At 70.9% G+C, this 19,787-nt stretch carries 20 protein-coding genes; 11 read left to right on the top strand and 9 right to left on the bottom strand.

Going from position 1 to position 19,787, the window contains the following annotated elements; genetic code table 11:
• Positions 1–119: 119 nt before the first annotated feature.
• Genes OHN74_RS39030 through OHN74_RS39020 form a run of 3 tightly spaced genes read left to right on the top strand, consistent with a single transcriptional unit; the run spans position 120 to position 1,446 of the window.
• Positions 120–596 carry a MarR family winged helix-turn-helix transcriptional regulator gene (locus OHN74_RS39030; protein ID WP_327699279.1) on the top strand — a complete coding sequence of 159 codons (477 nt, stop codon included), beginning with the start codon at positions 120–122 and terminating at the stop codon, positions 594–596.
• Positions 593–1,054, top strand: a complete 462-nt coding sequence (locus OHN74_RS39025; RefSeq protein ID WP_327699278.1) for a MarR family transcriptional regulator — start codon at positions 593–595, stop codon at positions 1,052–1,054. The genes OHN74_RS39030 and OHN74_RS39025 overlap by 4 nt, the downstream gene beginning before the upstream one ends.
• Positions 1,055–1,095: 41 nt before the next feature.
• Positions 1,096–1,446 carry a tetratricopeptide repeat protein gene (locus OHN74_RS39020; protein WP_327699277.1) on the top strand — a complete coding sequence of 117 codons (351 nt, stop codon included), beginning with the start codon at positions 1,096–1,098 and terminating at the stop codon, positions 1,444–1,446.
• A 66-nt stretch (positions 1,447–1,512) separates the two neighbouring features.
• Here OHN74_RS39020 and OHN74_RS39015 read toward each other — a convergent pair whose 3' ends face one another.
• Positions 1,513–2,937 (bottom strand): PepSY-associated TM helix domain-containing protein, encoded by a 1,425-nt coding sequence (locus tag OHN74_RS39015; RefSeq protein ID WP_327699276.1) that lies wholly within the window; start codon positions 2,935–2,937, stop codon positions 1,513–1,515.
• A 203-nt stretch (positions 2,938–3,140) separates the two neighbouring features.
• Here OHN74_RS39015 and OHN74_RS39010 point away from each other — a divergent pair, with 203 nt between their 5' ends.
• Positions 3,141–3,782 carry a peptide deformylase gene (locus OHN74_RS39010; protein ID WP_327699275.1) on the top strand — a complete coding sequence of 214 codons (642 nt, stop codon included), beginning with the start codon at positions 3,141–3,143 and terminating at the stop codon, positions 3,780–3,782.
• A 27-nt stretch (positions 3,783–3,809) separates the two neighbouring features.
• Here OHN74_RS39010 and OHN74_RS39005 read toward each other — a convergent pair whose 3' ends face one another.
• Positions 3,810–5,246 carry a dihydrolipoyl dehydrogenase family protein gene (locus tag OHN74_RS39005; protein WP_327699274.1) on the bottom strand — a complete coding sequence of 479 codons (1,437 nt, stop codon included), beginning with the start codon at positions 5,244–5,246 and terminating at the stop codon, positions 3,810–3,812.
• A gap of 125 nt (positions 5,247–5,371) precedes the next feature.
• On the opposite strand from OHN74_RS39005, the gene trxA reads away from it, so the two are divergent.
• Complete coding sequence (gene trxA / locus OHN74_RS39000; RefSeq protein WP_006376459.1) at positions 5,372–5,749, top strand: thioredoxin; 378 nt, start codon at positions 5,372–5,374, stop codon at positions 5,747–5,749.
• Between the two features lie 109 nt (positions 5,750–5,858).
• Here trxA and OHN74_RS38995 read toward each other — a convergent pair whose 3' ends face one another.
• The 3 genes from OHN74_RS38995 to OHN74_RS38985 form a co-directional block, all read right to left on the bottom strand.
• The gene (locus OHN74_RS38995; RefSeq protein WP_327699273.1) at positions 5,859–7,304 is read right to left on the bottom strand and encodes an aldehyde dehydrogenase family protein; all 1,446 of its coding nucleotides are present in this window, start codon (positions 7,302–7,304) and stop codon (positions 5,859–5,861) included.
• A gap of 224 nt (positions 7,305–7,528) precedes the next feature.
• Positions 7,529–8,575 (bottom strand): LacI family DNA-binding transcriptional regulator, encoded by a 1,047-nt coding sequence (locus OHN74_RS38990; RefSeq protein ID WP_327699272.1) that lies wholly within the window; start codon positions 8,573–8,575, stop codon positions 7,529–7,531.
• A 287-nt stretch (positions 8,576–8,862) separates the two neighbouring features.
• The gene (locus OHN74_RS38985; RefSeq protein WP_327699271.1) at positions 8,863–9,573 is read right to left on the bottom strand and encodes a TetR/AcrR family transcriptional regulator; all 711 of its coding nucleotides are present in this window, start codon (positions 9,571–9,573) and stop codon (positions 8,863–8,865) included.
• A gap of 118 nt (positions 9,574–9,691) precedes the next feature.
• Here OHN74_RS38985 and OHN74_RS38980 point away from each other — a divergent pair, with 118 nt between their 5' ends.
• Positions 9,692–10,249 carry an NADPH-dependent FMN reductase gene (locus OHN74_RS38980; protein WP_327699270.1) on the top strand — a complete coding sequence of 186 codons (558 nt, stop codon included), beginning with the start codon at positions 9,692–9,694 and terminating at the stop codon, positions 10,247–10,249.
• A gap of 92 nt (positions 10,250–10,341) precedes the next feature.
• Here OHN74_RS38980 and OHN74_RS38975 read toward each other — a convergent pair whose 3' ends face one another.
• Both OHN74_RS38975 and OHN74_RS38970 read right to left on the bottom strand, forming a co-directional pair.
• On the bottom strand, positions 10,342–11,223 hold the full coding sequence (locus OHN74_RS38975) for an LLM class F420-dependent oxidoreductase (protein WP_327699269.1): 882 nt from the start codon (positions 11,221–11,223) through the stop codon (positions 10,342–10,344).
• 69 nt (positions 11,224–11,292) lie between these two features.
• Positions 11,293–12,264 carry a TerC family protein gene (locus tag OHN74_RS38970; protein ID WP_327699268.1) on the bottom strand — a complete coding sequence of 324 codons (972 nt, stop codon included), beginning with the start codon at positions 12,262–12,264 and terminating at the stop codon, positions 11,293–11,295.
• A 257-nt stretch (positions 12,265–12,521) separates the two neighbouring features.
• On the opposite strand from OHN74_RS38970, the gene OHN74_RS38965 reads away from it, so the two are divergent.
• Both OHN74_RS38965 and OHN74_RS38960 read left to right on the top strand, forming a co-directional pair.
• Positions 12,522–13,496 carry an alpha/beta hydrolase gene (locus tag OHN74_RS38965; protein ID WP_327699267.1) on the top strand — a complete coding sequence of 325 codons (975 nt, stop codon included), beginning with the start codon at positions 12,522–12,524 and terminating at the stop codon, positions 13,494–13,496.
• A gap of 243 nt (positions 13,497–13,739) precedes the next feature.
• A complete protein-coding gene (locus OHN74_RS38960) occupies positions 13,740–14,825 on the top strand; it encodes a helix-turn-helix domain-containing protein (protein WP_327699266.1) in 1,086 nt (361 codons plus the stop codon).
• Between the two features lie 11 nt (positions 14,826–14,836).
• Here the strand turns inward: OHN74_RS38960 and OHN74_RS38955 are convergent, their stop codons facing one another.
• The gene (locus tag OHN74_RS38955) at positions 14,837–16,225 is read right to left on the bottom strand and encodes a glycoside hydrolase family 43 protein (RefSeq protein WP_327699265.1); all 1,389 of its coding nucleotides are present in this window, start codon (positions 16,223–16,225) and stop codon (positions 14,837–14,839) included.
• 303 nt (positions 16,226–16,528) lie between these two features.
• Between OHN74_RS38955 and OHN74_RS38950 the strand changes: the two genes are divergently transcribed.
• From OHN74_RS38950 to OHN74_RS38940, 3 genes are all read left to right on the top strand, one after another.
• Positions 16,529–16,747: a hypothetical protein gene (locus OHN74_RS38950; protein ID WP_327699264.1), complete on the top strand. Its 219-nt coding sequence runs from the start codon at positions 16,529–16,531 to the stop codon at positions 16,745–16,747.
• Positions 16,748–16,903: 156 nt separating this feature from the next.
• Complete coding sequence (locus tag OHN74_RS38945) at positions 16,904–18,391, top strand: flotillin family protein (RefSeq protein ID WP_327699263.1); 1,488 nt, start codon at positions 16,904–16,906, stop codon at positions 18,389–18,391.
• Between the two features lie 39 nt (positions 18,392–18,430).
• Complete coding sequence (locus OHN74_RS38940; protein WP_327699262.1) at positions 18,431–18,877, top strand: type II toxin-antitoxin system PemK/MazF family toxin; 447 nt, start codon at positions 18,431–18,433, stop codon at positions 18,875–18,877.
• Positions 18,878–18,963: 86 nt separating this feature from the next.
• Here OHN74_RS38940 and OHN74_RS38935 read toward each other — a convergent pair whose 3' ends face one another.
• On the bottom strand, positions 18,964–19,785 hold the full coding sequence (locus OHN74_RS38935; RefSeq protein WP_327699261.1) for a TIGR02452 family protein: 822 nt from the start codon (positions 19,783–19,785) through the stop codon (positions 18,964–18,966).
• Positions 19,786–19,787 lie beyond the last annotated feature (2 nt).

Here is a 19,787-nt window from a genome sequence, read left to right as displayed (position 1 = left end):
GACACCGTCACCGGCGCTGCCGCCACCGCCGCTGCGGAGCAGATGACCGTGACGGCCCGGTTCGGAGCCTCGCGAGAATTTAGTAGCCATGTATATAGTAGCCATGTACGGTATCGGCCATGAGTTCGACATCCGAGGGTGAGACACCCGGTTACCTGGTCTGGCGTCTGTCGACGAAGTGGCGCGTGGCCGTCGACCGGGCGGTCGCCCCCCTGGGGCTGACCCACGCGCAGTACGCACTGGTCGCCTCGCTGCACGGCATGCGGCGCGCCGGTCCGCGCCCCAGCCAGCGGCAGCTCGCCGACCGCACCGGCCTCGAACCGCTCTACGTGTCGAAGCTCGCCCGAGCCCTGGAGACCGCCGGTCTGCTCGAACGCACCCGGGACCCACAGGACCCCCGAGCGGTGCGACTGGCCCTCACCGAGGAGGGCAGTGACGTCACCCGGCGTGCGATCAAGGTCGTACAGCGGCTGCTTCAGCAGTTGCTGGAGCCCCTCGGCGGCCTGGACAGCGAGCGCACCCGGGACTTCACCCGCGAACTGGCACTACTGCTCGACACCCCGCTCCACGCCGACCCCGAGAAGGAGCAGTCATGACCACATCCACCGCTCCCGCCCTGAATCCCCGCGTCATAGCGCTCGCCCACTACGCCGGGCGGGCGATCCTCGAGACCGTGCTGGCCCGGCACGGCGCCACCTTCCAGCAGTCGGTGACACTCGGGCTCGTCTCCGTCGCCGACGGGCCCGTCGACCGCGAGCGGCTGGTCGGTGACGTCGTCCACGCGCTGAAGATCGACGAGGCAACCGTGCGGTCGGTCGTCGAGGAACTCGTCGAGAGCCGGTTGCTGACAGCCGGGTCCACGTCCTTCCTCACCATGACGGACGCGGGACGCGAGCTGTACCGCGCCACCAGCGCCGAGACCGCCCCGATCTCCGCGCGGATCTACGCCGACATCCCGGACGCCGACCTGGTCACCGCCGGCCGGGTGCTGTCACTGATCAACGAGCGGGCGAACAGGGAACTGGCCGCGATGGCCGGATCAGCGGCGGAATGAATAACCGCTCCGGCCGGTTAGCACTGCCGAAGGAGGCACGAGTGGAGACCACGACGTACACGTACTACGACCACGGAACCGCCGCGGAGCGCTGGGAGCGGGCGGGGCTGTTCTTCGACGCCAAGGACTACGCCGGCGCGGCGCGTGTTCTGGACGGGCTGGTCAAGGAGGTGCCGGAGCAGACCGCGCCCCGGCTGTTGCTGGCCCGTGCCTATTACCACTCGGCCCAACTGCAGCGAGCCGAGGCCGAGTTGCGCGTCCTCGTGGAGCGCGACCCGGTGGAGCAGTACGCCCGGCTGATGCTCGGACGCACGCTCCAGCGCCAGGGCCGCCACGAGGAGGCCGCACCGCACATGAAGCTCGCCTCGGCCCTCGCGGGCGACTTCGAGTAGATCCCCGTACGACGGACACGACGGCCCGGCCCCCGCCCAGGAGGGGAACCGGGCCGTCTCTCGTACCTACTTCGCGCCGACGACCCGCTCCCCGCGCGTGCGTCCGCCCCGCCGGTGGTCGATCTCGCCCAGGACCACGTCGACGGCGATGAAGGCGGCCAGCGGAATGCCGAGCAGCGGAACGTAGTAGCCCACGACGGCCACGCCCGCCATCAGCGTCACGAGGAGCAGCGGGGGCACCTGCTGCCAGGCGCCGCGCGGGATCGGGCGGCCGAAGGCGGAGGCCCGGCCACGCTGCCACCACATGCGGTAGCCCCACAGGATGAGCAGGACGAGCGAGAGCGCGAGGGCCATCAGCGCGAGCTGGTTGACGATCCCGAACAGGACCCCGGTGTGCGCGTCGATGCCCCAGCGGGTCAGCTTCGCGAGCACCGGGTAGTCCGCGAACCGGAGGACGTCGAGGACCTCGCCGGTCGACGGGTCCACGGCGACCGCGTCCTGCTTGGTGGGCCAGCTGCGCTGGACCTGCTTCACGACGTACGCGGAGGACTCGTCCGCGGGCGGGACTATCTCCACCGGGTCGCTCAGGCCCTCGGCGCGGGCCGCGGCCAGCACCTTGTCGAGGCCGACACCGTGCTCGCCGGTGCTCCCGGTGCCGGCCGCCGCGCCATGGCCCGTGTGCTCGCCGCCCGCCGCCGAGATGGAGGGGGTGGACTGGCCGAGGGAGGTGCGCAGGACGTCGATGTTGGCGCCCGCGTACGTCGACCAGGTCAGGCCGGTGGCGGAGAGGAAGATGAAGCCGGCCGAGGCCCAGACTCCTACGGTGCCGTGCAGCCCGAGGGTGCGGCGGCGTCCGCTGGTGCCGCGCACCTTGCGCTGGGTACGGCGGCGGGCGAACCACAGCACCAGGCCGCCGCCCGCGATCACCCACAGCCAGCTCGCGGCGAGTTCGCTGTAGAGGCGGCCGCTCTCACCCAGGTGCAGATTGCGGTGGAACTCGCTGAGCCAGGTACGCAGGGGCAGCGCGCCCGTCGACCCGTACTGTTCGAGCGCGCCCTCCACCTTGGCGGTGTACGGGTCGACGAACACGGCGAGCGTATGTCCCTCGCCGACACCGGCGACGCCGGACAGCATGACCCTCGTCGTGGCGTCGTCCTCGGGCGAGGGGCGCACGGCCGCGACGGTGCCCTCGGGATGGGCCTTGCGGGCCGCGGCCACCTGCTCGGAGATCGGCAGCTTGGTGTCCCCTGCGGAGACCGTGAACTCGTCCGCGTAGATGATCTTCTCGGCCTGGAAGGAGGCCGCGTACAGAGCCCCGCTCAGAGCAGCGACCAGCAGGAACGGGGCGACGAGCAGACCCGCGTAGAAGTGCAGCCGCAGGACGAGCGGACGGAGCGTGGCGGCTGCGGACGGCTTCACCGGGGCGGAGGGTTTCGACGAGTCCGGTGCATCCGGGGATTCGTCCGTCGTGGTCGTGGGAGCGATGGACATCGGCGGGCTCTCCGGTGGGCTGGGGAGTGTGAGCGGGCAAGACGGCTGTGGGGGTGGCGGCCGGGTGGGGACGACTCCGGGCGGTACGACGGTGGGGACGGTTCAGTAGTCGGACCGCCGGGCCGTCGAGTTCCCGGCCACGTCAGTGGCGTACGTCACATTCGCGGGCGCCGGGTGTCAGAGGCGCATGGCATCCTGGCGCCATGGCAACTCCCCATGACCCGAGCACCCTTGTCGACCGGGTCGAACGACTCCTCGCCGTCGGCGGCCCGTTGCCGATCGTCGCCGCCGGCGACCCGGTGCTGCGCCGTGGCACCGTGCCCTTCGACGGGCAGCTCGGTCCGGAGCTGCTGGCCCGTTTCGTCGAGGCGCTGCGCGAGACCATGCGTGCCGCACCGGGCGTCGGTCTGGCGGCGCCGCAGGTCGGGGTGGGGCTGCGGATCGCCGTCATCGAGGACCCGGCGCCGGTGCCGGAGGAGGTGCGGGTGGTGCGCGGGCGCGTGCCGCTGCCGTTCCGGGTGCTGGTGAATCCGTCGTACGAGGCTGTGGGTGCCGAGCGGGCCGCGTTCTTCGAGGGCTGTCTGAGTGTGCCGGGCTGGCAGGCGGTGGTGTCGCGGCCCGCGGCGGTGCGGCTCACGTGCCAGGACGAGTACGGGCACGCGGTGGACGAGGTGTTCACCGGGTGGCCGGCCCGGATCGTCCAGCACGAGACAGACCATCTGGACGGCACGCTCTATCTCGACCGTGCGGAGCTGCGCTCGCTGTCCTCCGGCGCCGCCATGGCTGAGCGGTGGGCCCAGCCGACCCCCGCGCAGGCGGCCGAGGAGCTCGGATTCCCCCTCTGACCGCCCGTCCCCGCCGACCGCCGGTTCCTACTTCCCGTCCCGGAAGGCCTCCAGCAGCCGCAGCCAGACCTCACTGATCGTCGGATACGACGGCACCGCGTGCCACAGCCGTCCCAGCGGCACCTCGCCGGCGACGGCGACGGTCGCCGAGTGGATCAGTTCACCGACGCCGGGGCCGACGAAGGTCACGCCGAGCAGGGTCTCGCGGTCCAGGTCGACGACCATGCGGGCGCGACCCCGGTAGCCGTCGGCGTACAGGCCGGCGCCCGCCACCGAGGAGAACTCCACGTCGACCGCGCGCACCCGGCGGCCCGCCTGCTCCGCCTCGGCGAGGGAGAGGCCGACGGACGCCGCCTCCGGGTCGGTGAAGACGACCTGCGGGACGGCGCCGTGGTCGGCTGTCGCCGAGTGGGCGCCCCAGGGGTCGGTCTCCAGGAGCGGTACTCCGGCCGCGCGGGCGGCGATGGCGGCGCCCGCGATCCGGGCCTGGTACTTGCCCTGGTGGGTGAGGAGGGCGCGGTGGTTGACGTCGCCGACCGCGTACAGCCACTCGCTGTCGGTGACCCGGAGGCTGTCGTCGACCGACAGCCAGGAGCCCGGCTCCAGGCCGACCGTGTCGAGGCCGATGTCGTCGGTGCGCGGGGCGCGTCCGGTGGCGAAGAGGATCTCGTCGGCCTCGATCCGGTCGCCGGTGCCGGTGACCGCCACGACGGTGCCGTTCTCCCTGGTCACCGACTGCACCGAGGTACCGGTACGGACGTCGGTGCCCGCCTCCGCCAGTGCCTCGGCGACCAGTTCGCCGGCGAACGGTTCCATACGGGGCAGCAGGCCCTTGCCGCGGACGAGCAGGGTGACCCGCGAGCCGAGTGCCTGCCAGGCCGTGGCCATCTCAACGGCGACGACACCGCCGCCGACGACGATCAGACTGCCGGGCACCGACTTGGCGCTGGTCGCCTCGCGGCTGGTCCAGGGCCCGACCTCGGCGAGGCCCGGCAGGTCGGGCAGTTGGGCGCTGGTGCCCGTGCACACCGCGACCGCGTGCCGGGCCGTCAGCGTCCGCGTCGAGCCGTCCTCACCCGTCACGGTCACCGTGCGCGGGCCGGCCAGGCGTCCCTGGCCCCGGTAGAGGTCTGCGCCGATGCTCTCCAGCCAGCCGAGCTGTCCGTCGTCCTGCCAGTTCGAGGTCTCGTAGTCGCGGTGGGCGAGGACCGCTTCGGCGTCCAGGGGGCCCTGGACGAGGTGGCGCAGGCCGGGTACCCGTCGGGCGTCGGCGCGGGCGATGACCGGGCGCAGAAGGGCCTTGCTGGGCATGCAGGCCCAGTAGGAGCACTCGCCGCCGACGAGTTCGCTCTCCACTATCGCGGTGGACAGGCCGGCCGCGCGGGTGCGGTCGGCCACGTTCTCCCCCACGGGTCCGGCACCGAGCACCACGACGTCGTACACGTTGGTTTCCGTTTCCGTCATGGGCTCAGTCTGGTAGGTGGCGTGGCCCGTGGCCACACGGGTATGGGCGCGGAATACGCGGTGGCCGGGCCGTGTTGTGCGAGCGCCACCGGCAAAGACCCGACAGCAGGAAGAGGAATCAGGTCATGAGCAGCACCGTGGAGCTCACCAAGGAGAACTTCGACCAGACGGTCACGGAGAACGAGTTCGTGCTGATCGACTTCTGGGCGTCCTGGTGCGGTCCGTGCCGTCAGTTCGCCCCGGTGTACGAGAAGGCCGCCGAGGACAACCCCGACCTGGTGTTCGGCAAGATCGACACCGAGGCGCAGCCGGAGCTGGCGCAGGCCTTCGGTATCCAGTCGATCCCGACGCTGATGATCGTCCGGGACCAGGTCGCCGTGTTCGCGCAGCCGGGTGCCCTGCCCGAGGCCGCCCTGACGGACGTCATCGGGCAGGCCCGGAAGCTGGACATGGACGAGGTCCGCAAGTCGGTCGCCGAGCAGCAGGCCCAGCAGGGCGAGTAACTCGACCGGGGCCCGCGCCCCCGAGGGGGCGCAGCCCCCAGGGGCGCGGGGAACTGCGCGACCGGCCACAACGCACCGCAGGCTGTATGGAGACCTTCCGGCAGAGCCTTTAGAAGGGGTACGGGGCCACATCGCCCCGTACGGTCGTCCACCGCACGTCCGTGAACGCCTCCAGGTTGGCCTCGCCACCGAACCTCGCACCGGTGCCGGACGCGGCGACCCCGCCGAAGGGGGCCACGGCCTCGTCGTTGACCGTCTGGTCGTTGATGTGGACGATCCCGGTCGGGATGCGTTCGGCGAGGTCGAGGCCACGCGCGGTGTCACGGGTGATGATGCCCAGGGAGAGCCCGTAGGGGCCCGCCGAGGCGAGGGCGGCGGCCTCGTCGAGGGTGGAGAAGGGGCGTACGGGGGCGACCGGACCGAAGACCTCCTCCGCGTAGGCCGGGGTCCCGTCGTCGACGCCGGCGAGGACCGTCGGCCGGTAGAAGAGGTCCTCGTGCGTGCCACCCGCCGCCAGTTTGGCGCCGGCGGCCGTGCTGGACTCCACCAAGCCGTGGATCTTGGCGAGTTGGGAGCCGTCGATGATCGGACCGAGGTGCACCTGGGCGCGGTACGGGTCACCGACGGCGAGGGAGTCGGCCTTGGCGGCGAGCCGCTCCACGTACTCCCCGTACAACGACTGGTGGACGAGGTGACGGCCGGTCGTCATGCAGATCTGGCCCTGGTGGAAGAAGGAGCCCCAGGCGGCGGTGGAGATCACCGCGTCGAGGTCGGCGTCCTCCAGGACGATCATGGCGGAGTTGCCGCCGAGTTCGAGGTGGGCGCGCTTCAGGTGGCGGCCGGCCGCCTCGCCGACGGCCCGTCCGGCCGCTGTGGAGCCGGTGAAGGAGATGACGGGCACCAGCGGGTCGGCGACCAGAGCCTGGCCCGCGTCCGGGCCGCCCGGCAGGACCTGCAGCAGGTCCTCGGGCAGGCCGGCCTCGGCGAAGACCGCGGCCAGCGACAGCCCGCCGCAGACCGCCGTGCGCGGGTCCGGCTTCAGGACGACCGCGTTGCCGAGCGCCAGGGCCGGGGCGACGGAGCGGATGGAGAGGATCAGCGGGGCGTTGAACGGCGAGATCACGCCGACCACTCCGACGGGTACCCGCCGTGTGTACGACAGCCGGGGCGCCTCGGAGGCCAGCACCTGCCCGGCCGGGCGGGAGGCGAGGGCGGCTGCCTCGTAGCACTCCTGGGCGGCGACGTGCAGTTCGAACTCGGCCTTGCCGGGTATCGAGCCGGACTCGCGGACGATCCAGTCGCGCAGTTCGTCGGCGTGCGCGGCGAACAGGTCACCCGCCTTGCGGAGCACTCCGGCACGGACGAAGTGCGGGGTGCGTGCCCAGGCCGCCTGGGCGGTAAGGGCGGCCTGCGCGGCCGGTCCGACGTCCTCGCCGGTGGCGAGCACGACCGTGCCGAGCGCCTCGCCGGTGGCGGGCTCGGTGACGGTGTACTCGGGGCCCGACAGGGGACGGGCGGCGTGGGACTGCCAGGTCTTGGGGTCGAGCAACGGCATTGCGGCTCTCCGATCAGTCACCGGAGGGACACGCGGAGCGAACGCGAGTCCCGTGTGGTTCGCGGCCGTTCGTCAGCCGCGGGGCGGGATGCGGTGATCCGGCGCGCGGCGAAGCAGCACACGGCGTCCGGTGGTCGACGGCATCCCCACTGGTTGAGCGTGCAACATCCTAGTCACGCCGTACGAGAACCGCGCCGCCCAAGTCGCCGCGTGCGGACGCCGGTTCAGCTGGAGTCGCGGTGGACGAGCATCGCTCCGTGGACGTGGTGGGCCTCAGGGGCGGCACCGGGGTTGCGCACGGCGCGGTCGACGAGTTCCGCGAGATCCCGACCGGCCGGGAGTTCGATGTGCACCGTGCTCAGTCTGGGCCGCAGCAGCCGGCCGAGGAGCAGGTCGTCGGCGCCGACCAGTGCCGTGTCGTCCGGGACGGTGACGCCCGCGTCCTGCAGGGCCCGCATCAGGAGCATCGCGTACTCGTCGTTGAACGCGAACACGCCGTCCAGGCCGAGTTCGGGCCAGCGGTCGGCGAGGCGGGCGGCGGACTCCTCCTCGTACGCGAGCGGCAGCACGGTCACCGAGGCGTCCGTACCCTCCACCGCGCTGCGCACCCCGTCGAGGCGGGGCTTGGAGAAGACCTTCAGTCCGTGTTCCTCGGGCACGACGACGCCGATCCGGCGGCGGCCACGGGCGTACAGGTGCGCGCCTGCGACGCGGCCGACTCCGGCATGGTCGACGAGCAGGCTGTGCGCGCCCTCGATGCGTTCGGTGCCGAGCGTGACGACGGCCCGGGCGCCGGAGCGCTTGAGAACGGCCACACCCTCCGGTCCGATCCCGCCGACGGGCACGAGGACCGCGGCGGGCCGCAGTTCGGCCCAGGCCCGGGCGGCCTCGTCGCCGCGCAGACCGACGGAGGCGTACTGGACGACGGTGTAGTCGAGGCGGCTGAGCGCCCACTGGAGCTCGTTGATGAACTGGCTGTAGAGCGGGCCGATGGGCACGCTCGGCGCGGGCATCAGGACCAGGCGGCTGTGTCCGGCCCGCAGGCTGCGGGCCGCCGCGTGCGGAACGTACCCGAGTTCCTTCGCGGCCTCGTGGACGCGACGGCGGGTGGGTTCGCTGATCCGGACGGCACTGGTGTTGTTGAGGACGTAGGAGACGGTTGCGCGCGAGACGCCGGCCAGGCGTGCCACATCCGCGCTCGTGGGCACGGAGCGCGGCTGGGGCGTCGCCGGGGCGGCCGAATTCGGTATCTGCACCATGACGTACGGCATCTTTGCAGAAGCTCGGGGCACAGTTTTGACCGGGGGAACTTCGCAATCGACCTGATAGCAAACGCGGTTGACGAAAGCGCTTCAGGAAAGCGCTTTACCAAAACGCTTTGGAATGATCATTTCCAGCTGTCCCGAGCCTGTCGTACGACCACTTCACGACCCCACCCCGTATCGCCGCGCACCGAACGCGCTTTCCGGACAGCCGGGATCAAGTCCCGGACAGGTCCCATGGGTTGACCACCCCCGCACGCCGGAGTGCGACCGGCGCAGTTGGCCGAAAATCGCGCTCAACGCGGAGGCGCGCCGCCCGCGATCCGGTCGACGAGATCGATCCAGCCCGCCTCGATCCGCGCCGGCGACATCCCGCACTGCTTGGTCAAGTGATGGATGAGGGCCGGGTCCAGATATCCCATCAGCGTTTTCGCGAGGAGTTCGCAGTCGGCGCCCGGAATCGCCTGACGCAGCAGCATGGCGACGTGACCGGACCGGACCATGCGGGGTGCGGATGCGAAGCGGCGGCCCGGTTGGCCCTCGGCGGCCAGCTGCAGTTCCAGTTCGTCGACGGTCCGGCGCAGCACCTCGACGCCGAACGCGCGCAGCCGCTCCACGGGCGGCGCCCCGGGTCCGAGCGGCGGCGGGCCGGCCAGGAAGGCGGCCTGCAGGCTCCGCTCGGAGCGGTCGAGCAGGGCCATCAGCAGGCCCGTGCGGTCCCCGAAGCGCCGGAACACGGTCCCTTTGCCCACCTGCGCGGCGGCGGCCACCGCCTCCATCGTCACGCCGGCCGCACCGAACTGTTCGACCAGCCGTGCGGCGGCCTCCAGGAGGCGGGCGCGGTTGCGGGCGGCGTCGGCTCGCAGGCACGGCTCGTCGGCTCCGACCTCGGTGTCGGTATCGGTGTCGGTGTCGGTATCGGCGCCGATGCCGTTACCCAGTTCCAGCAGCAGGTGCTCGCCGGCCGGCCACTGGGGCTCCGGGAAGGGCGGCAGGGAGTCGGACATGAAGCCAGCGTAACGCCTCGGAAGAAAACTGGACCACGGTCCGTTTCACTGGTAGAACTTTAAACGGACCTCGGTCCGGATCGTGACGGCAGTGTTTCAACCCTCTGTGGAGTCCCCCATGTCAGTTCGTATCCTTGGCCTCGTCGGCAGCCTTCGTGCCGGTTCCACCAACCGCCAGCTCGCCGAGGCGGCCGTCAAGCACGCCCCGGAGGGCGCGGAGGTCGTGCTCTTCGAAGGCCTCGCCGACGTCCCGTTCTACAACGAGGACATCGACGTGGAAGGCAGCCTCCCGGCCTCCGTCGTCGCACTGCGCGAGGCGGCCGACTCGGCCGACGCGCTGCTGCTCTTCTCGCCCGAGTACAACGGCACGATTCCGGCCGTCCTGAAGAACGCCATCGACTGGCTGTCCCGCCCGTACGGCGCCGGCGCCCTCACCGACAAGCCGCTCGCGGTGGTCGGCACCGCCTACGGCCAGTTCGGCGGCGTCTGGGCGCAGGACGAGGCCCGCAAGGCCGCCGGCATCGCCGGTGCCAAGGTTCTCGACGTCAAGCTCGCCATCCCGGGTTCGCTGGTCCGCTTCGCCGAGACGCACCCCTCCGACGACGCCGAGGTCGCCGGGCAGCTGGCCGAGGTCATCGGCCTGATCCACGGCGAGGCCACGTCCGTCGCCGCCTGATCGACGCAACTGTGACGGAGGGCCGGAGCCGCACAGGCTCCGGCCCTCCGTCTTGGGCCCTCCGTCTTGGGCCCTCCGTCTTGCCCCCGGCCTCAGCCCAGCTCTGCCGCGCGCCGCGCCGCCGGGGCCGCGAACTGCTCGATCCATGCGGCCGGCTCGCCCGTGCGCGGCCCCAGCATCACTGTCTCGATGCCGAACTTCGCGTAGCCCTCGATGTCCCGGACGAAGGCGTCGACGTCGTTCTTCTCGGGCGCGTCGCCCATGTAGAGAAGCGTCCTGGTGATGTCGTCGTACGGGCGTCCCACGCTGTCGCAGTGGCCGCGCAGGACGTCGAGCTTGTGCCCGACCTCCTCCGGGGTGCTCGCGAACAGGTTGCAGGCGTCCGCGTACCGGGCGACCAGGCGCAGGGTCTTCCGCTCTCCCCCGCCGCCGATCATGATCTCGGGGCGCGGTGAGCTGACCGGCGCCGGGACACAGAGGGTCTCGGCGAGCCGGTAGTGCGTGCCCTCGAAGGGCCCGTTGGTGTCCGGGTCCCACATCTGGAGGCAGATCCGCAGGGTCTCCTCCAGCCGCTCGAACCGCTCGGCCGTCGCGGGGTACGGCACCCCGAGCCCCTCGTGCTCACGGTCGTACCAGGCCGCCCCGATGCCGAGGGTCGCCCTGCCGCCGGAGAGCACGTCGAGCGTCGTGGCGATCTTGGCGAGCAGTCCGGGGTGGCGGTACGTCACGCCGGTGACCAGGGCGCCGAGGCGGACCGTGGAGGTGTGGGCGGCGAGGAAGCCCAGAGTCGTGTAGGCCTCCAGCATGGGGTCCTCGGCGCCGCCGTTGAACTCCATCTGGAAGTAGTGGTCCATGACCGTGAGCCGGTGGACGCCCGCCGCCTCGGCAGCGGCACCGGCCGCCGCCAGCTCGGCGCCGAGCGCGGGGCCACCCCCGGAGTGGTTGAACCGATTGATGTGCACGCCGAGCCGCATGTCCGTCTCCGTTCGCCTGCATCCAGCGGTGTTCGACGAGCGACGCTAGCTCCTGGAGCGCACGCGAAGTCAAGCCTGCGGCTGGGCGGCCTCGGCCTCCTCCTGCTTCTTCGAGGCCCGCAGACTCGTCACGGTCGTGACGGCCAGTACAAGGACGATGAAGCCGAGCGAGAAGGGGATGGAGATCTCCGGGACGTGGACGCCGGACTCGTGCAGCGCGTGCAGGACGAGTTTCACACCGATGAAGCCGAGGATGATCGACAGGCCGTAGCTGAGGTGGACCAGCTTCTTCAGCAGACCGCCGATGAGGAAGTACAGCTGGCGCAGGCCCATCAGGGCGAAGGCGTTGGCGGTGAAGACGATGTACGGGTCCTGGGTCAGCCCGTAGATGGCGGGGATGGAGTCGAGCGCGAACAGCACGTCCGTGGAGCCGATCGCGAGCATGACGACCATCATCGGCGTCATGATCCGCTTGCCGTTCTCCACGATGAACAGCTTGGTGCCGTGGTACCGGTCCGCGACGCCGAATCGCTTCTCGGCCATTTTGAGGAGCTTGTTCTCCTCGTACTCTTCCTCGTGCGAGCCCTTCTTGGCGTCCTGGACCAGTTTCCAGGCGGTCCAGATGAGGAAGGCGCCGAAGATGTAGAAGACCCACGAGAACGTGGAGATGATCGCCGCGCCCGCCGCGATGAACCCGGCTCGCAGCACCAGGGCGACCAGGACGCCGACCATCAGCACCCGCTGCTGGTACTGCGAGGGCACCGCGAACTTGCCCATGATCAGGACGAAGACGAAGAGGTTGTCGACGCTCAGCGACTTCTCGGTGATGTACCCGGCGAAGAACTCACCGGTGGGCTTGGATCCGCCGTAGATCGCGAGCCCGAGCCCGAACAGACAGGCGAGGACGACCCACACCACGGTCCAGGTGCCGGCCTCCTTCAGGGACACGTCGTGGGGTTTGCGGCCGATGAAGAAGTCGACGGCGACGAGGACGCACAGGCCGACGACCGTCAGCGTCCAGACGGCGAATGAGACGTTCACAGGTACTCCAGAGGAAGGGGGGCATTGGCAGCGTTGTCATCACCCCTGATCATTTCCACCCCAATGCGGTGAACAACGATTCATCACCTGGCAAAATCCCCAGGTCAGTGGTGCGGGTTCTCCTGCGGCGACGCGGGGCCGACCAGGCTACCCGCCGGATGGCGGGCAAGTCCCGCCGTACGGCGGCTGCCGGAACCCGACGGGCGCGCGGACCATCGCCGTACGATCCGCCGCACGCAGCATGAGGAGCAGAAGCAATGACGCTTACGCCGCCCCCGTTCGACCCGGAACTCGCCGCCGTCCTGGAAATGATCAAGGATGCGGTGCCGCCCCAGCTGACCATGGACGAGATCGAGGCCACGCGCAACGGGCCCGGTCTCGCGATGCTGGCGGACCTGGACCTGACGCTGGGCGGGGTCTTCGAGGTCGAGGACCGGGTCGTGCCGGGCCCCGAGAACGCTCCGGACATCTCGCTGCTGATCTGCCGCCCGGTCGCTCCGGCGACGGACGGTCCGCTGCCCGTGATCTACCACGTCCACGGCGGCGGCATGGTGATCGGCAACAACCGCGTCGGCGTGGACGCCGCTCTGCGGTGGGCCGGGGAACTTGGCGCCATCGTGGTGTCCGTGGAGTACCGGCTGGCGCCTGAGCACCCGCACCCGGCGCCCATCGACGATGTGTACGCCGGACTCCTGTGGACCGCCGATCACGCCGAGGAGATCGGCGCCGACCCCGAGCGGATCGTCATCGCGGGCGCCAGTGCGGGCGGTGGCCTGACGGCGGCGCTGGCGCTGCTCCTCAGGGACCGCAAGGGTCCGCGGCCCATCGGCCAGCTGCTGATGTGCCCGATGCTCGACGACCGCAACGACACCGCGTCCACGCACCAGATGGCGGGCCTCGGCGTGTGGGACCGCACGGCCAACGACACGGGCTGGACTGCGTTGCTCGGCGAACGGCGCGGCGGCCCGGACGTCTCCCCGTACGCCGCTCCGGCCCGCGCGACGGACCTGTCCGGGCTGCCCCCGGCCTTCCTCGACGTCGGCTCCGCCGAGACGTTCCGCGACGAGGTCGTCGCCTACGCCACGAGCCTGTGGCAGGCCGGAGGTGTCGCCGAGCTGCACGTATGGCCGGGCGGCTTCCACGGCTTCGACGGCTTCGCCCCCCAGGCCGTCCTCTCCCAGGCCTGCCAGGCAGCCCAGGTGAACTGGCTGCGCAGGCTGCTGGCGGAGTAGGCGCATGGGGCCGCGCCTCCCCTGCTGGGGCGCGGCCCCCAGGGGCGGCCCCAGGCGCGCGAGGAACTGCGCGACCAGCCCCACCCGGACCGCAGCAGAACACAGGACAACAACCCGCAGGACACGTGACCGGGGGCTGGGGGGGCGCAGCCCCCAGGGGCGCGAGGAACTGCGCGACCAGCCCCCACCGGGCCCGCAGCCAAGGAACCGCACAACCTGCGGAGCACCTGGCACCATGGGGCCATGAAAGAGCTGGCGGGGCGGCTGACCGCGCTGGATCCGGATGCCGGCGCCGCCGTCCGGGTCATCGCCTACTTCGACCGGCTGACCGAGCACCGGGCCGGCCTCGAGGCGCTGGTGCGTGGGGCCGCCGTGCTGGCCGGGTGTCCTGCGCGCCTGTCGGACGCCGGACGGCGGGTGCGTCTGCGCGTCGAGACCGACGGACGCCGTCGGGACACCGAGCAGCCGCCTGACCCCGACTGGCCGTCCGCCGCACTGTCGCCGGACGGTGCCCCGGCGCTGTGGCTGGAGCGGGCGGGGCCGCCCAACGTCGTCGACGCGGTGATCCTGGAACGGGCGGCGGCTGCCATCCGCCTCGTCCTCGACCGCACCCGCGGTCGCGCGCCCTCGGCCCACGCCGACGACCCGGCGCTCGTCGAGACCCTTCTGGACGCAACCGCCCCGGAGCAGATACGGCTGCACGCGGCCGGCCGGCTGGGCCTGGACCCGGCCGCTCCGGCCCACGCGGTCGCCCCGCTGGGCGGTCCGCCCCGTGTCCTCGCCGCCTCAGCCCTGCGCGCGCCGGTCCCCGTCGAAGGCCGGCTGCCGGCCTCGGAGGACTCGGCCCGTGCCAGGCCGGCCGCCGCCGACAACGGATCCGCCGGCCTCGCTCTCCCGTCCGGCCGGGTCGGGGTCGGCCCCGCCGTGCCTGTGCTCGAACTGCCGGGCTCCTGGGCCGCCGCCCGCACCGCGCTCCGTTTCACCGCCGACGGCACCCCGTACTCCCCCGGACCACGGGTCGTGTACGCCGACGAGCTCGGCGGTATCGGGCTGCTCGCCGAGCTCGTCGTGCCGGGGGCGGAGCCGCCGCCCGATGTGCGGGCGCTGGAGGCCGCGGTCGCGGACGCGCCCTGGATGCTGACGACACTGCACGCCGTCGCCTCGACGGCGAGCCTGCGTGCTGCCGCCGTCGAGGTCAGCGTCCATCACTCCACGCTTCAGGACCGGTTGGGCCACGCCGAGGCACTCCTCGGCTGGCCCGTCCGTACCCCGCAGGGCCGGCTCAGACTGCAACTGGCCCTGACCATGCGGCATTTGGGGCGTACTTAGCGGGGCGGCGACTACGCCCAGGCCGTCACCGGAAGGAAGGAGCTGTCCTGGCGGAAGGTGTCCGTGCCGTCCGTCACGTCCACCCGCAGCTGGTAGTTGTAGTGCCGCAGGAAGTACCCCGGGTAGTTGTACGACTCGAAACGCACCGACCCCGACGCCGTGCCCGTCCGGGCGATGAACGTGGCGTCCTTCGCGAAGGTCGACGTGCCGTCGTTGGCGTCGAAACGGGCGCGGTAGTCGTAGTGGCGAAGGTAGTTGCCGGAGCTGTCGCGGAACGAGTAGCCGCTCGCGTCGGCCAGTCCGGCGACGACCGTGAAGGTGGACGCCTGCTTGAGCGCGGTGGTGCTGGAACTGCTCACCACCGGGAGGTTGAGCAGCGAGGACTGCACCTGCCAGTACCGCGTCGTGTAGTTGACCGACTGGAAGGAGCGCGTGACGTTCTTCGACAGGCTCGGGCCGCCGCTGACCGTCTCCTTGACCACTGTGAAGTGACGGGCGGTTCCGGAGATCGAGGGCAGTGCCTTCGCGGCGGTCCAGGTGGCGAACGTGTCGTAGCTGTCGCTGTAGTAGTACTTCCCGTCGCCGTAGCCGTCGAAGAAGATCCGCCAGCCGCCGTTGTCGAGCTGGATCACGGACGGGCCCTCGCGGTAACTGCCCCAGCCGGCCCAGTTGCCGGTCTTGGAGATGGTGTAGGGGCCGGCGAGGCTGGTGGCGGTGGCGTACTCGATGTACTTCGTCGTCTCGTTCTTCGGGAAGGCGTGATAGGTCGAGCCGATCTTCACGATGCACGTGTCGATGTGGTTCGATCCGATGCCCGACAGCGCCACCGGCGAACTCCACGCCGTGAGCGCGGAGTTGGTCGCCTTCAGCAGATACGGGGTGAAGATCCACTCGTCGCTGGTGACCGAGCAGGACACGATGATGTTCACGCTGCCGTCGCTGTCGACGAACCACTCGGGTGCCCACGCGCGGGACAGGTTGGTGATCGGGACCGTGTAGTCGTACAGGAAGGTCCAGTTGACGCGGTCCGAGCTGCGGGCGAAGCCGATGGTCGTGCTGGTGTCCTGCCAGGTGTGCGTGGTGTAGGTGACGTAGTAGTAGCCGTTGGTGTGCTTGAGGACGCTCGCGTCGCGGATGCGGTTGCTCGGCGGGGTGTAGGCCGAGGACTGCACGAGCCGGAAGTCCGTGGCGTCGTCGGACTGGTAGACGTTCACCGTGCCGTCGTTGCTGTTGAGGAACGGCACGATGGTGTAGCGCGTGGCGGAGCCGCTGGGCGGGGCCGCCGCGGCGGCGGTGCCGAGCAGCCCGGGCAGTTCGCCCACGACGAGCGCCGAGGCGGGCAGGACGGCCAGCGCACGCAGCAGGCTACGACGGGAGGGCGTGGGGCGGGGAGTGTTCACGTACGGCTCCTTGGTGATCCAACCGACGGCTCTCTACGTTCGACATTGCGAACGCAGTTCGGTAAATCGGTCAGACCGTAAATCCGGGTCGTGCGCACGTCAATACTTCGGACACGCTCCGGACCTGTGAACTTGCGCCCGGACGCGGTGCATTCGACATCTCGGACCGCACCGCTCCGTCAGCCGTTGCCGTGCGGTAGCGAAGCTGTGAAATCACTATGGGGAACACGCCGTCGGCCGCCGCTCGAACCGGTCGTCGACTCGGCGGCGGCACAAGGGGGCTTGGGCCCGTACGCTGTGACCATGGACGACGCGGCGATGGTCGGCTTGATGGGGCGGGTGACGGGCACGATCGGGCCGGGGCTGGTCGGCGAGGTGATCGTCCGGGTGCGCGGCGGCGCCGAGCACTTCCTGGCGTACGCCTCCGCGACCCAGGAGCGCATCGAGCGGGGGACGGTGGTCATGGTCGTCGAGTACCTGCCGCCACGCACCGTGTACGTCACCTCCGCGTACGACAGTTGAGCCCGGCGGACGTCCGGTCGGGGGGTCCGCAGGTCTGCGGACGATCACGTGTGCGTCAAGCTTGCAACAAGGATTCCTCAGCGGCTGTACCCAGGCCTCGCGCAGGAGCACCCTTGCGTCGTTCGGTGCCGAAAGGGCACCAGGCAAAGGGGGCGTATGCCGATGTTCGTCGGCGTCGTTGCGGGGGTCGCTGTAGTAGCCGTCCTCGCACTCATCGGTATTTTCAAGATGATGTGGCGGGTCGCTGAACCCAACGAGGCACTCATCATCTCCGGTTCCAAGCACAGGACCGAAGGCCTTGAAGCAGGCATGGGGTTCCGTATCGTCACCGGGCGGGGCACCCTCGTGCTGCCCGGGGTCCAGGCGGTGCGCAAGATCTCGCTCGACCTGAACGAGACCGAACTGCATGTGGACTGTGTGACCACCCAGGGCATTCCGCTCAAGGTGCGGGGCGTGGTCATCTTCAAGGTGGGCGACGACTTCGTGTCGATCGCCAACGCGGGCCGCCGTTTTCTCGACCAGCAGAAGATGATGGCGGAGCGCGTGCACAACGTGTTCGCCGGTCATCTGCGGTCCATCGTCGGCGGGTTGACCGTCGAGGAGATGATCCGCGACCGCGAGAAGCTCACCGGGCAGACCCGGGCCGCGTGCGGCACGGAGATGGAGAAGCTCGGCCTGATCGTCGACTCCCTCCAGATCCACGAGATCGAGGACCCGACCGGGTACATCAAGAACCTCGCCATGCCGCACGCCGCCGCCGTCCAGCGGGACGCGCGCATCGCGCAGGCGGAAGCGAACCGTCTCGCCACCGAGGCCGAGCAGAAGGCCGCGGCGCGGATGTCGGAGGCCACCCGGGACAGCGAGATCCTGCAGGCCGGGTACCAGGCGGAGCGCGACAAGGCGGCGGCGAAGGCCCGGCAGGCCGGACCTCTCGCCGACGCCGCCGCCCGGCAGGACGTCGTCGTCCAGGAGACGCGCATCGCCGAACTCGACGCCCTGCGCCGGGAGCAGCAGCTCCAGGCGGACGTCCGCAAGCCTGCCGACGCGCAGGCCTACGAGACTCGGGCACGGGCCGAGGCCGAGCGTGACGCGCGTATCTCGGCGGCGCAGGCCAAGGCCAAGGAGACCGAGCTCGCGGCCCTGGCCGAGGCGAACCGGGTCAAGACGGCCGCGAACGCCGAGGCCGAGTCGATCAAGGCACGAGGTGCGGCCGCCGCCATGGCGACCAGGGCCACGGGTGAGGCCGAGGCCGCCGCGTCCCAGGCCAAGGGCCTCGCCGCCGCCGAGGCGACGAGGGCGAAGGGTCTCGCGGAGGCGGAGACCATCAAGGCGCGGGCCGCCGCGCTCGCGGAGAACCAGGAAGCGGTGGTCGCCCAGCAACTCGCCGAGAACTGGCCGGAGATCGTGAAGGCCGGTGCGTCCGCGTTCGGCAGCGTGGACAACATGGTGGTGCTCAACGGTGCGGACGGCATGGCGGAGATGCTCGCCAAGGCACTCACCATGGGCGGTACGGGGCTGGGGCTCGCGCGGCAGCTGCTCACGTCCATGAACCAGAACGGGCAGACACCGAACGGGACTTCGGCGCTGAACGGGCTGGCGGCGCCGACGGTTCAGAAGGTGCCGGTGGAGAAGGACGAGGGGTGATGCGGGCGGTCGCGGGGCTCAGGCTCTAACGTGAGCCCCGTGACTGCCTTCACCGATGCCGATGTTCCGGGGCGCTATGGCCCCTCCGCCACCACCGAGGCCGATCCCCGCGACATCGGGCGGGTGCGTACGGAGTACTCGCCCGCCCACGACGGGGATCCCGATCCGGGCGAGATCGTGTGGACCTGGGTGCCTTTCGAGGAGAACGACGGGCGGGGCAAGGACCGGCCCGTGCTGGTCGTGGCCCGCGAGGCCGCCGGGACGTTTCTTGCCGTGCAGTTGTCCAGCAAGCGGCATGACGGGGACCGGGAGTGGGTTCCGATCGGGAGCGGGCCGTGGGATCGGACCGGGCGGGACTCGTGGGTCGACGTGGACCGGGTGCTGCGGCTGTTCGAGGACGGGATGCGGCGGGAGGCGTGTGCGTTGGACCGGATGCGGTTCAACTCCGTTGTGCGGCGGTTGCAGGAGCTGTACGGCTGGCGGTGAGGGGTTCGGTCGTGGGGCGCGTGCGGGTTGTGTGTGGCTGGTCGCGCAGTTCCCCGCGCCCCTCAAAGCCACCAACAGGCCGCGCCCTAGGGGACGCTCACTCCCGCGAAGGCACGTTCGAAGGCCGATCGCGTTGCTGTGTTCTTCGTGCGGTCCAGAATCGCGAACACGACCCTCTCGAATCTGCCCTCGAAACGGCCGGTCACCAGCAGGTCTCTGAAGGTGGCCGCCACCGTCGTCGGGTCGTTCTGGAAGACCCCGCAGCCCCAGGCACCCAGGACCAGGCGGCCGTAGCCCTCTGACGCCGCCACTTCCAGGACCCGCTCCGCGCGGGACGCCAGGGCCCGGGGAATCTCCGCCGCCCGCTCGGGTGCCGTTCGTCGTACGACCCCCGCGTTCGGGGCCGCCGAGGTCAGGAAGCCCGCCGTGTACGGGGTGTCCAGGAGGCGGCCCCGGTCGTCGCGGAAGACCGGCACCCCGGGTGAGTGGATGACACGGTCCGTGTAGAACGGGTCGCGGTGGGTGCGATGGTGGTCGTAGAACTCACGCACCCCCGTCAGACAGGTGTACAGCGCGGAGGCCCGGCACAGGGCCTCCTCCTGGGCCTGGGCGCCGTTCAGGTAGCCGCCGCCCGGGTTGCGGGCCGAGGAGAAGTTGAGGACCGCCACGGGGCCGGGGAGGCGGCGGGCGGCCTCGAGGCTGCTCTCGCCGGTGACCTCGAAGGACGTGTCCAGTGGCGAGGCCTCCGGGGGTACGTCCAGCGGGCCCGGGCCGTAGAGGCGGGTGCCCGCCCGGGCGGCCTTGATCGCCGCGGCGAGTCGCACCTCACGTCCGTCGGACGCGCGATAGGAACCGGCCGCGACGATCTCCTCCGTACCACGGGCGAGGTCGCGCAGGCGGGCACTCATGG

The sequence above is a fragment of the Streptomyces sp. NBC_00459 genome (genome assembly GCF_036013955.1).
Lineage (GTDB): Bacteria > Actinomycetota > Actinomycetes > Streptomycetales > Streptomycetaceae > Streptomyces.
The sequence above is the reverse complement of the archived record's forward strand: the minus strand, read 5'-3'. Positions and strand labels throughout refer to the sequence as shown.

Excerpts from the sequence above, each read along its gene's own strand:
- OHN74_RS39030 (WP_327699279.1), top strand. The coding sequence starts at position 120 with ATGAGTTCGACATCCGAGGGTGAGACACCCGGTTACCTGGTCTGGCGT.
- OHN74_RS39025 (WP_327699278.1), top strand. The coding sequence starts at position 593 with ATGACCACATCCACCGCTCCCGCCCTGAATCCCCGCGTCATAGCGCTC.
- OHN74_RS39015 (WP_327699276.1), bottom strand. The coding sequence starts at position 2,937 with ATGTCCATCGCTCCCACGACCACGACGGACGAATCCCCGGATGCACCG.
- OHN74_RS39010 (WP_327699275.1), top strand. The coding sequence starts at position 3,141 with ATGGCAACTCCCCATGACCCGAGCACCCTTGTCGACCGGGTCGAACGA.
- OHN74_RS39005 (WP_327699274.1), bottom strand. The coding sequence starts at position 5,246 with ATGACGGAAACGGAAACCAACGTGTACGACGTCGTGGTGCTCGGTGCC.
- trxA (WP_006376459.1), top strand. The coding sequence starts at position 5,372 with ATGAGCAGCACCGTGGAGCTCACCAAGGAGAACTTCGACCAGACGGTC.
- OHN74_RS38995 (WP_327699273.1), bottom strand. The coding sequence starts at position 7,304 with ATGCCGTTGCTCGACCCCAAGACCTGGCAGTCCCACGCCGCCCGTCCC.
- OHN74_RS38990 (WP_327699272.1), bottom strand. The coding sequence starts at position 8,575 with ATGCCGTACGTCATGGTGCAGATACCGAATTCGGCCGCCCCGGCGACG.
- OHN74_RS38985 (WP_327699271.1), bottom strand. The coding sequence starts at position 9,573 with ATGTCCGACTCCCTGCCGCCCTTCCCGGAGCCCCAGTGGCCGGCCGGC.
- OHN74_RS38980 (WP_327699270.1), top strand. The coding sequence starts at position 9,692 with ATGTCAGTTCGTATCCTTGGCCTCGTCGGCAGCCTTCGTGCCGGTTCC.
- OHN74_RS38975 (WP_327699269.1), bottom strand. The coding sequence starts at position 11,223 with ATGCGGCTCGGCGTGCACATCAATCGGTTCAACCACTCCGGGGGTGGC.
- OHN74_RS38965 (WP_327699267.1), top strand. The coding sequence starts at position 12,522 with ATGACGCTTACGCCGCCCCCGTTCGACCCGGAACTCGCCGCCGTCCTG.
- OHN74_RS38960 (WP_327699266.1), top strand. The coding sequence starts at position 13,740 with ATGAAAGAGCTGGCGGGGCGGCTGACCGCGCTGGATCCGGATGCCGGC.
- OHN74_RS38950 (WP_327699264.1), top strand. The coding sequence starts at position 16,529 with ATGGACGACGCGGCGATGGTCGGCTTGATGGGGCGGGTGACGGGCACG.
- OHN74_RS38945 (WP_327699263.1), top strand. The coding sequence starts at position 16,904 with ATGCCGATGTTCGTCGGCGTCGTTGCGGGGGTCGCTGTAGTAGCCGTC.
- OHN74_RS38935 (WP_327699261.1), bottom strand. The coding sequence starts at position 19,785 with ATGAGTGCCCGCCTGCGCGACCTCGCCCGTGGTACGGAGGAGATCGTC.